Origin of the sequence: Glutamicibacter sp. NPDC087344, assembly GCF_044744225.1 — a bacterium.
Lineage (GTDB): Bacteria > Actinomycetota > Actinomycetes > Actinomycetales > Micrococcaceae > Glutamicibacter.
In genome coordinates this window covers 451,635-458,320 of record NZ_JBIUXY010000003.1, presented here as the reverse complement: position 1 = coordinate 458,320, position 6,686 = coordinate 451,635, and the positions used below count along the sequence as shown (strand labels likewise).

The window sequence follows — 6,686 nt, the reverse complement described above, 5'->3', positions numbered from 1 at the left end:
CCACTTAAACACCCTCGTCGCGGCGCGCGCGCCCCGTTTTTGGGTGTTTTTTTGTTGTTTTTGTTTTCTTTTTTGTCGCCCCCCAACAGGGGGGGGGGGGGCCCCCCCCCCCCCCCCCCCCCCCCACCGCTCTTTGTTTACAGACTTCGGTGTAGGTCTTCGCGCAAGGGGCTAGCCGTTGGGATCCATACGCTTGAGCACACCGGTGATCGTTTTTTTGTCCACGGTAGGCCACATCGGCGGCAAGGAGGCTTTCAAAAAGCCCCCATAGCGCGCTGTCGCCATGCGCGAGTCAAGCACCGCCACAACACCCTTATCCGAGATCGATCGGATCAAACGCCCTGCCCCCTGAGCCAAACGAATCGCCGCATGTGTTGCTGAAACCTGCATGAACCCATTGCCGCCGTGCTTCTGCACGTCCTCGGTCCGCGCCTTCGAAATCGGGTCGTCGGGACGAGGGAACGGTATCTTGTCAATGATGACCAATCGACAGGAATCTCCGGGAACATCAACACCCTGCCACAACGTCATGGTGCCAAAGAGGCAGGTATCCCGTTCGTCGGCAAACTGCTGTACCAGCGCTTTCATGCTTGCCTCGCCCTGGCACAGGATCTCTACATCCAGGCGCTCACGCAGAATCGACGCGGCTTCCTCGGCCGATCGTTTGGAGGTGAACAAGGCCAGCGCCCCGCCGCCAGAAGCCTTAATCAAATCCTCAATTTCATCCAGCGTCTCGGCCGCCAGCTGGCGCCCAGGTTTCGGAAGGTGCTTGGCAACATACAAGATGCCCTGTTTCGGATAATCGAACGGACTACCAACATCGATACCTGTCCACGACGGAGCGCCCGCGCCCATCAGCCCCAGCGAGCCAGCCACCGAATCAAATTGTGCACCGATGGCCAAGGTCGCACTGGTCAGGATCACCGTTCGACCGTCAAACAGCCCTTCACGCAGCTTGCCAGCCACGGACAACGGTGCAACGTTTAGAGTTGCTGGCTGGCTATCGTCGGCTTCGACGTAACCACGCCCCTCAACAAATTCACGCGGACGGGTTGTGTATAGCACCTCGCGGCGTTCTTCGGCTTCGAGCATCCGGATGGCGTCGTCCATGACAGCTTGCATTTGTGACCGGGCCGTCTGGCGCCCGCCGTCAGCCGGCGCGTTGGCTTCGGGTTTGGTCAGCGCTAAAACCAACCGGGACTGCTCGACGATGTCGTTCAGGGCGATACCCATGTCTTCACGCAGGCCGGTCTGCAGCAACCCGGTTGGCACGCCGGTCAACGCCTTTTCCAGCCTGTTGCTGGCCTTCACCAACTCATCCACGTTGACTGCGCAGTGTCGTTTGGCACCGCCGGCTGCGGTGAGGATCATCCGGGGAGACAACGCCCCGGACACCGAACTGGTGACTCGGTCCTGCAGTTCGTGGGCCTCATCAATGATTGCAACATCAAAATCAGGCAGCACCGACAGGCCCTCGAAGGCAGAAACCGCCAACAGTGCATGGTTGGTGATCACGACGTCGGATTCAGCTGCTCGGGCGCGAGCCATTTCCGAGAAGCATTCGTCCGCCATCGGGCACTTCTGCGAACCCAGGCATTCCATCGCAGAAACCGAGACTTGTTTCCACGCCTTGTCGCTGACTCCGGGCACCAGCTCATCGCGGTCACCGGTATCGGTTCGATCCGCCCAGTCGCGCAGCTTCATCACCTCGGAGGCCAGCGGCGAAAAAGTCTGCCCCTTCGGCGCCGCGGGCTCCGACATGGAGAACAGAGTTCCCTCGTCGTCCTCCGGGTATCCTCCGCCAAGTTTGTACTGGCACAGGTAGTTTGAACGTCCCTTAAGCAGTGCAACGTCCATGGGCCGTGAGAGCTTGCCCTTGAGCGATTCCAGGAGCCGCGGCACGTCGCGGCCTACGATCTGTGATTGCAACGCCAAGGTGGCGGTGGAAACGATCACAGGCTTTGCGCTGGTTTGGGCATGGGCCAGGGCCGGAATCAGGTAGCCCATAGACTTACCAGTTCCGGTTCCGGCCTGCACCAAAAGGTGCTCCTCATCTTCTAGCGCCGTAACAACGTGCTTGACCATTTCCTGCTGGCCGGTACGCATGGCACCGCCCATGGAAGTCACTGCGGCTTCCAACAGGTCAAGGGCCTGCTCTTGCTTATCCATGAAGGTTGAATGTCTCCAGCTCTGCCGCCATTGATTCGCGCACCTTCACGATCATTCTGGTGCCGTGCTCCAGATGTTCGCTGTCAAGGATTTCTGACTCACTCTGATGCAGTTTCGCAATCAGGTCCCCGCGGTTGTACGGAATAAGCACCTCCATCTGCACCCCGGGACGGGGAATGGAAGAACTTACGGTGGCGAGGAGCTCTTGGATACCTTCACCGGTGTGCGCGGAAACCACCACGGTATTTGATTCGCGGTTACGAACACGTTCGATGACAAACGGATCAGCAACATCGGCTTTGTTCAGCACGATGATTTCAGGGATGTTCAGTGCATCAACTTCACCCAAAACCGTGCGCACCGCTTGGATTTGGCCTTCAGGATCGGGGTGCGAGGCATCCACAATATGAAGGATCAGGTCCGAATCGGCAATTTCTTCGAGGGTCGAACGGAAAGCTTCGACCAGCTGCGTTGGCAGGTTCGAGACGAAACCCACCGTATCGGCCAGGGTGTAGGTCAATCCATCCTCTGTGGTTGCCTGACGCACCGTCGGGTCGAGGGTAGCAAACAGCGCATTTTCTACCAGTACCCCGGCATTGGTCAGTCGGTTCAGCAGCGAGGATTTGCCAGCGTTGGTATACCCAGCAATGGCAACTGCAGGCACCTCGTTACGGCGGCGGTTTGCACGTTTTGCTTCACGCGCAGGTTTCATTGCCTTGATTTCGCGGCGCAACTTGGCCATACGGTCGCGAATCCGGCGACGATCCATCTCGATCTTCGTCTCACCCGGACCACGCGAGCCAATGCCACCACCCGCGGCACCGACACGACCGCCGGCCTGACGGGACATGGATTCACCCCAACCGCGCAAACGAGGCAACAGGTATTCCAATTGAGCTAGCTCAACTTGAGCCTTGCCTTCGCGAGACTTTGCATGCTGGGCAAAGATGTCCAGAATCAGGCTGGTGCGGTCGATAACCTTGACCTTCACAACATCTTCCAGCGCGCGGCGCTGAGACGGCGCGAGTTCAGCATCCACGATGACGGTATCGGCGCCAGTGGAGGCCACGATTTCGCGAAGCTCCATCGCCTTGCCCGACCCCAGGTAGGTTGAGGGATCCGGCTTGCTACGGCGCTGCACAACCCCGTCAAGAACTTCAGAACCAGCGGTTTCCGCCAAGGCGGCCAGCTCGCGCAGGGAATTCTCGGCTTCGGAAACGGTGCCCTCGGTCCAAATTCCGGCCAGCACCACACGTTCCAATCGGAGCTGCCGGTATTCGACCTCGGTGACGTCTTCAAGCTCGGTCGACAGTCCGGCGACACGTCGCAGTGCGCGTCGTTCCGCTAGGTCATCCTGCTCACCGTCAAAGGTGGTGTAGCCGGTGGCAAAACGGTTCAGTGCCGTTGCCTGGCCGGAAATGATGGATTCATCTTCCGTGGTGAAATGCTGCACCGTTGGACTGTGGGCTTCATCCGCCGCCAGAATGCGGTCGATGGCGGCCTGAATCTGGGCGTCATCCATGGACGATGAATCGTGCTCGTGTGACTCGGAGTTAGTCATGGTCTCCTTTGAAGTACTTCGCTTTCCAGAATAGTGCGGGGCACCCCCACTTCGCGAGGTGGCGCGGTCAGTATTAACGTCTTCGTTGGTCATTGAGTATCCTTTGAGATTTTCGAGAGCAGCATGCGGTGCTGATGTTGATCCGGTTACTCGATCGCAAAGGCAAGCCAATAACCCCAATACACGTGGGATTCTAGAAAACAAAAAAGACTTTGCCGCCTGCAGATTCCGGAGTCCGGGCGCACAAATCTGGCGCCGGATAGCCGCGAATCGCGGGTAACCGTGTGGGCTACGTATTAGACGAAGAACAAAGTCATAGGGAAAACTCTATCAGTCTTGTGAATCCTGGTACATATTGCCTTTGTCACGTTGCCTTGAGCTGTGTGTTGCCCTTGCGCGCACAACGATAAACTTTGGAGTATGAGTTCGGATCATTACTTCAGTGCCAGCCCCGCTTCGGCTGACGAACGCCGCATAATTTCTGTTGAATTGAACGGCACCATTCGCCAAATCCAGACTGCGGCCGGGATCTTTTCACCCTCAGGATTGGATAAGGGTACCGAAGTCCTGCTGCAGAACGTTCCGACTCCCCACGGAAAAATACTGGACATCGGATGCGGCTGGGGGCCCATCGCACTGAGCGCCGCAGAACAAAGTCCCGAGTCAACTGTTTACGGGGTCGACGTCAACGAACGTTCCATCGAGTTGGCACGTATTAATGCTGAGAACCTCGGCCTAGATAACGTGGTGATAGGGCTGCCCGAGTCGATAGATCCCGAACTCCGATTCGACACGATCTGGTCCAATCCGCCCATCCGCATCGGCAAGGAGGCACTGCACGAGCTTTTGATGCTGTGGCTTCCCCGGCTAGCTCCCGGAGGCGAAGCATGGATGGTAGTTCAGAAAAATCTGGGCAGCGACTCGTTGCAGAAGTGGCTGCTCGCGCAGTTGCCTGGCGACTGGAGCATCACCCGGGAAACCACCTCGAAAGCATTCCGTGTTTTGAAAGTTACCCGGCCCGCTCAGTAAGCAGGTTTCCACACACTGGCGGGCGGATATCTTTCGTCAGTCTAGGCCGATGACTCCACGGGCCACCAGCTGAGCGGGACCGCTGAGGATGGTGTCCTCCCGCGGTCCGCCATTCGCCCGGAATTCAACTCCTACGGTGCCACCAGGCACCTCGACCGACCAGTCATTGATCAGGGCAGTTCCCCGCGCCCAATACCGCATGGCAGCCGCTGCCGCGCAGGCACCTGTACCGCAGGACAGGGTCTCCCCCACACCCCGTTCATGTACACGCATCTGAACCCTGGCCTTCTCCCCGTCGATCAGCGGGACGCCGGGAACCACAAACTCGACGTTGGTGCCGTGCGGCGGCTGGGGCGAAACTTCGGGAGCGGCAAAAAGGTTGAGGTCCTCGAGCATCTTCTGATCTGGAAGGGCTACCACGGTATGGGGATTACCCATGGTGATGCTGAGGGCGGGCAGTGCCTGCTCCCAGCCGACGGGTAACACCATGGAATCAACGGAATCGGTGTCCGCTTGTTCCTCAAAGATCAAGCCCCAAGGTCCCAGATTCACCGCGTACCCCTCGGCCAGGCGTGTCACTTCCTTGACACCAGCACGGGAACCGATTTGAAGGGTCTGCCCTACCTGGAGGTTAACCAGGCCTTCGGCAATCAAGAAATGCACAAACGCACGTACCCCATTGCCGCACATCTCTGCGATGGAGCCGTCATTGTTCCTGTAATCCATAAACCAGTAGGCTTTGGGATTCTCAATGAACTGTTGCTCATACCCTGAAACCTTTGACGTGGGAACCGCTCGAATCAGGCCATCCCCGCCAATGCCAAAACGCCGGTGGCACAGCGCGGCAACCTGCTCGGAGCTCACCTCGATGGTGCCTTGAGGATCAGCCAGCAACACAAAATCGTTGCCGGTCGCGTGCCCTTTGGCAAAGGGTAGGCCTGCAAGCTGCTGTAGTTCACTGCGGTACATCCGTGCTCCTCAAGTTTTGTACTTCTTTAGCTGGCCGTCTCAGGACACAGCTCTCTGGGTGATCATTTCCAACGCCCGGTCCAGCAGTCCAGGCTCGGTAGGGTCAAACCAGGTGACGCGCTCATCCGCGTTGAACCAGGTAATCTGGCGTCGCGCGAATTTGCGCGTGGCGATCACGGTTTGGTCTATCGCCGCGGGACGATCAATCAGCCCATCAACGAAGTCGATGTACTGCTGGTATCCAATGGCCCGTGAGGCAGTTTTTCCTTCACGCAACCCGCATTCCAACAGCGCAACAACTTCTTCAGCCAACCCGCTAGCGTCCATTTTGTGAACCCTAGCTTCCAATGCCTCATGTAACGCAGACCGCTCGTAGTTTAGTCCAATCTGCACCGCAGGTTGGAAGTACTCACGCTGCGGCATGTAGGAGCTGAAGGCGCGACCTGAAATCAGAAAAACTTCCAGTGCCCGGATAGCCCGGCGTTGGTCAAGATTCCGAGCCGCCGAAACCGGATCCACCTCGGCAAGTCTTCGTCGTAGCTGCCCGTCGCCTTGCGTCCGCACCTCGGCTTCAAGCTGGGCTCGTACACCCGGATCGGTTGGCGGAAAATCAATAACGTCCAATGCCGCACGGACGTACAATCCAGATCCACCAACCAGAATGGGCACCTTGCCCCGCGACCGTATCTCCGCGAAACATTCACGCGCCCGCTGCTGGAACGTTGCGACCGAGGCCTCCTCGCGAACCGACATGGTGTCCATCAGGTGGTGTTCGATTCCAGCTCGCTCGGATGGCCCTAGCTTCGCAGTTCCAATATCCATGCCACGGTAAAACTGCAACGCGTCAGAATTAACGACCTCACCATCCAGCTGCTGAGCCAAGCCAATAGCCAGATCCGATTTCCCGGTACCGGTGGGCCCGACTACCGCAATAACCGGCAGTTGCGAAGAACCCATA

At 58.2% G+C, this 6,686-nt stretch carries 5 protein-coding genes; 1 reads left to right on the top strand and 4 read right to left on the bottom strand.

The features are described from left to right. Positions 1–171: 171 nt before the first annotated feature. Both ACIOWL_RS07420 and hflX read right to left on the bottom strand, forming a co-directional pair. Complete coding sequence (locus ACIOWL_RS07420; protein ID WP_400383175.1) at positions 172–2,169, bottom strand: ATP-dependent DNA helicase; 1,998 nt, start codon at positions 2,167–2,169, stop codon at positions 172–174. Beyond that, the gene (hflX, locus tag ACIOWL_RS07415; protein ID WP_400383174.1) at positions 2,162–3,730 is read right to left on the bottom strand and encodes a GTPase HflX; all 1,569 of its coding nucleotides are present in this window, start codon (positions 3,728–3,730) and stop codon (positions 2,162–2,164) included. The genes ACIOWL_RS07420 and hflX overlap by 8 nt, the downstream gene beginning before the upstream one ends. A 420-nt stretch (positions 3,731–4,150) precedes the next feature. On the opposite strand from hflX, the gene ACIOWL_RS07410 reads away from it, so the two are divergent. Then, the gene (locus tag ACIOWL_RS07410; RefSeq protein WP_400383172.1) at positions 4,151–4,759 is read left to right on the top strand and encodes a class I SAM-dependent methyltransferase; all 609 of its coding nucleotides are present in this window, start codon (positions 4,151–4,153) and stop codon (positions 4,757–4,759) included. Positions 4,760–4,795: 36 nt separating this feature from the next. Here the strand turns inward: ACIOWL_RS07410 and dapF are convergent, their stop codons facing one another. Beyond that, on the bottom strand, positions 4,796–5,728 hold the full coding sequence (dapF, locus tag ACIOWL_RS07405) for a diaminopimelate epimerase (RefSeq protein ID WP_400383170.1): 933 nt from the start codon (positions 5,726–5,728) through the stop codon (positions 4,796–4,798). A gap of 39 nt (positions 5,729–5,767) precedes the next feature. Further along, positions 5,768–6,685, bottom strand: a complete 918-nt coding sequence (miaA, locus tag ACIOWL_RS07400) for a tRNA (adenosine(37)-N6)-dimethylallyltransferase MiaA (protein WP_400383168.1) — start codon at positions 6,683–6,685, stop codon at positions 5,768–5,770. Between the last annotated feature and the right edge of the window lies 1 nt (position 6,686).